The 2,600-nt window shown below is 42.2% G+C and carries 3 protein-coding genes; all 3 read left to right on the forward strand.

The genetic code is table 11. From position 1 onward, the window contains the following. Positions 1 to 75: 75 nt before the first annotated feature. On the forward strand, positions 76 to 450 hold the full coding sequence (gene tnpA / locus ACRD62_RS22245) for an IS66 family insertion sequence element accessory protein TnpA (RefSeq protein ID WP_430822283.1): 375 nt from the start codon (positions 76 to 78) through the stop codon (positions 448 to 450). Next, positions 443 to 799 carry an IS66 family insertion sequence element accessory protein TnpB gene (gene tnpB, locus ACRD62_RS22250; protein WP_430822284.1) on the forward strand — a complete coding sequence of 119 codons (357 nt, stop codon included), beginning with the start codon at positions 443 to 445 and terminating at the stop codon, positions 797 to 799. The genes tnpA and tnpB overlap by 8 nt, the downstream gene beginning before the upstream one ends. Positions 800 to 873: 74 nt before the next feature. Then, positions 874 to 2,499: an IS66 family transposase gene (gene tnpC, locus ACRD62_RS22255; protein ID WP_430822285.1), complete on the forward strand. Its 1,626-nt coding sequence runs from the start codon at positions 874 to 876 to the stop codon at positions 2,497 to 2,499. The last annotated feature ends 101 nt before the right edge of the window (positions 2,500 to 2,600 follow it).

Below are 2,600 nucleotides of genomic sequence, written 5' to 3' on the forward strand. Positions count from 1 at the left end.
GTAAGCATCCGGTAAACTCCGCCTAAAATATCCCCATGTCAGTTTTTATTTTTCGGAAAACTAAAAACGAACGACATGCTAAACGCTAAGAAATTCCGGAAGATCTACGATGACTTCCTGGAATCAGGATTAACAGTGACTGATTTTTGCAGCAATCAGGGACTTACACAAAACAAATTCTTCTATTGGCAGAATAAACTAAAAGCGCAATTACCACCTAAGAAGGGTTTTGTTCCGATTGTGCTTAAAAGCGAAGAAGCTTCCGATAGCTTTCCGATGCCAGCACAGAATCAGATCCTGCAGCCGTCAAATCCTGTTTTACCGTCAGCAAACGAAACGCAGTCATGCGAAATAAATTTTCCCAATGGCGTAAGCGTTAAACTCACCGGTTGTACCGACCTGGAATTAATCCGTTCATTGATCCTTTTAAATACCCGTGACCATGTTTAGTCTGACCGCATCAATGAATTATTACCTGTATGCCTACCCGACTGACATGAGGCGAAGTTTTTATACCCTGAGCGGGATGGTGACCAATCAAATGGGGCGTAATGTACAGGACGGAGATGTATTCATTTTTATTAACCGGGCATGTACAAGCATGAAAATCCTGCACATGGAATTTGGAGGACTCGTCATCTATCACCTGAGGCTTGAATCCGGGAATATTACCTTGCCACTTCTTGATGAAGACACCAATACTTTCCAGATAAATTGGCAGGATTTGATGACCATGGTACAAGGTAATTCCTCGGGTAAAAAAGCCAATAAAAAAAGATGGCAAAAACCTCTGAAATAGCCGCTTTTATTGGGGTTTAGATTTTATAGACACGTTGATTTTTAGTATATTTGAGCTATCAAAATCACCGATAAATGACAGGCGAACAGGAGGCATTTTTACAACAAATCCTGGAAGAGCGAGACAGGCTTTTTCGGGAGAATTCAAAGCTCAGAGGGCAGGTTGCCGGCTACGAGAACTTTGAAGCTGAAAAAGCCTCTTTAAATGCTCAAATAAGCGAAAAAGACCAGGTCATTGATAAGCTAAAGCAACAGGTGGAAACCCTTCAGCGCAAGATATGGGGAAAATCCAGTGAGCGATTCATTAACCCGGATCCACTACAAAGACGCCTTGATTTTGACGGGCTGGAACTACTTCCGGAGGAAAAAGAACTGGCCGTGACCGCTAAAAAAGAAATCGACCAGTTTAAGAAAAAGCCATCAACGGAAAAAACTAAAAAGAAACCTGTTCGCAAACCACTGCCGGAGAACCTCCCAAGAGAGGACCACCACATTTACCCTGAAAACATTGATACTGAAAATTGTGTCGAGTTACAACCGGAAATTACAGAGATTCTGGAGAAAGAGCCTGCCAGATTTTATGTCCGCAGGATTATCCGCCATAAATATGCACTGAAAAACCAGGTGTCAGACGAGCAGCCTTCTGTTATCACTGCAGAAATGCCTGCTCTGCCAATTGCTAAAAGCTACGCAGGGGCAACTATACTGGCAGATATCACAATTGATAAGTACGTGAATCATCTTCCGTTTTATCGTCAGGTGCAGATGTTTAAGCAACAGGAAATCTCCATTCCTCCATCCACGATCAATGACTGGAATCAGGAGGTGGCTGATCTGATGCGCCCTGCCTATTACAGGCTCAAAGAATTGATTTTGGAAACGGATTACATCCAAAGTGATGAGACAACCATACCGATCATTAATAACGAAAAGCATAAAACGGTAAAAGGTTACATCTGGATGCTAAGAGCTGTCATTCCAAAGCTTGTTCTTTTTCATTATGATCAGGGTTCCAGAGCACAAAAAGTAGCGCTGCAATTATTTAAAGATTACCAGGGAGCCATACAGACAGATGGCTATGCTGTTTATGATATTTACGAAAATAAGAAAGGAGTTCTGCCCATTGGGTGCTGGGCGCATGCACGCCGCAAGTTTGAAGAGGCTTTAAAAGAAGATGAAGCCCGGGCTTCCTATGCACTGGAGCAAATAGGCCTGTTGTACGATGTCGAGCGGCAGGCTGATCAGGAGGATTTATCCTATGAGCAGCGTGCTGACCTAAGAACTCGTCTGGCTTACCCAATAATGGTTGTTTTTGAAAAATGGTTGTCACAAGAATATCCAAAAGTATTACCCAAAGGGCGCATCGGTAAAGCAATCAAGTATACTTATAATATTTTCAACAAGCTATCCCGGTATCACCTGGATGGCCGGTACAATATCGACAATAATCAGGCGGAAAATAGCATTCGCCCTATCGCTCTGGGTAGAAAAAACTGGTTATTCTGTGGCAATCACGATGCAGCAGAGAATGCAGCGATTTTTTACTCCATGTTAGGCTGCTGCAAGAATCATGATATCAACTTCCGGGATTGGATGATATTCTTCCTGGAAAACGTTCACAAATACGATCGGGATTACAGCAAGGATCTTGCTGAACTTCTACCTCATAATTATAAAAAGCAAATCAACAGAAAGGACTAAGTCGCTTCAAAGGACTTTCAAATTACTCCGAATGTTTTCAAATTAATTTGAAAGTTTTGCTGGTTTTCATCAAACCAACATGGACTTTACCGGATGCTTAC

Source organism: Carboxylicivirga caseinilyticus (assembly GCF_050589785.1).
GTDB lineage: Bacteria > Bacteroidota > Bacteroidia > Bacteroidales > Marinilabiliaceae > Carboxylicivirga > Carboxylicivirga caseinilyticus.

Coding starts and splice junctions, on each gene's coding strand:
- tnpA (WP_430822283.1), top strand. CDS start 76: ATGCTAAACGCTAAGAAATTCCGGAAGATCTACGATGACTTCCTGGAA.
- tnpB (WP_430822284.1), top strand. CDS start 443: ATGTTTAGTCTGACCGCATCAATGAATTATTACCTGTATGCCTACCCG.
- tnpC (WP_430822285.1), top strand. CDS start 874: ATGACAGGCGAACAGGAGGCATTTTTACAACAAATCCTGGAAGAGCGA.